Here is a 516-nt window from a genome sequence, read left to right on the forward strand (position 1 = left end):
GTCGGCTTTTTCGACACGCGCACGGCTATCTTTCTGAAATTCAGAACGCAACAACGGGTAATCGCTCGGGTGCAGTTCGGTCAGTTGCAGGCTGTCCTGTTCACGCAGTAGCAGGCGCGCAATCAACGGCGAACCGGGGTAGTAACGCAACTGACCGCTACGGTTGAAGTGTTTTACCACATTGATGTACGCCTCCAGTTCTGCGGGCAAATCGTCCTGCTGCCAGATACGGGCGATGCCTTCGAGATATTCGCCGGTACGCTCGGCATGTTCGCTGCCTAACTGATAACGCCCGGCCCCTGCGTGGGTGTCGAGATAGAGAAACGGTTTATCTTTCTCTTTCAGCGACTCGATGATCAGGCTCTGAACGGTATGTTTAAGGACGTCGGCGTGGTTGCCAGCGTGAAAGCTGTGGCGATAACTGAGCATGGGTAAAGGTGTTCCGGTAAGTAAAAATCGGCCCGTATTCGGGGCGCACAAAAGCGTATCAGGACAGGATACCGGAAAGGGGCCGCC

Annotated in this window: 1 pseudogene; it reads right to left on the reverse strand. The window is 55.0% G+C overall.

From position 1 onward, the window contains the following. Positions 1-429 (reverse strand): annotated as a pseudogene (gene rlmJ, locus ACFFRH_RS45075) (23S rRNA (adenine(2030)-N(6))-methyltransferase); the annotation flags it as partial. Positions 430-516: the final 87 nt, after the last annotated feature.

This window comes from Streptosporangium vulgare (assembly GCF_042428775.1).
Classification (GTDB): Bacteria; Actinomycetota; Actinomycetes; order Streptosporangiales; family Streptosporangiaceae; genus Streptosporangium; species Streptosporangium vulgare.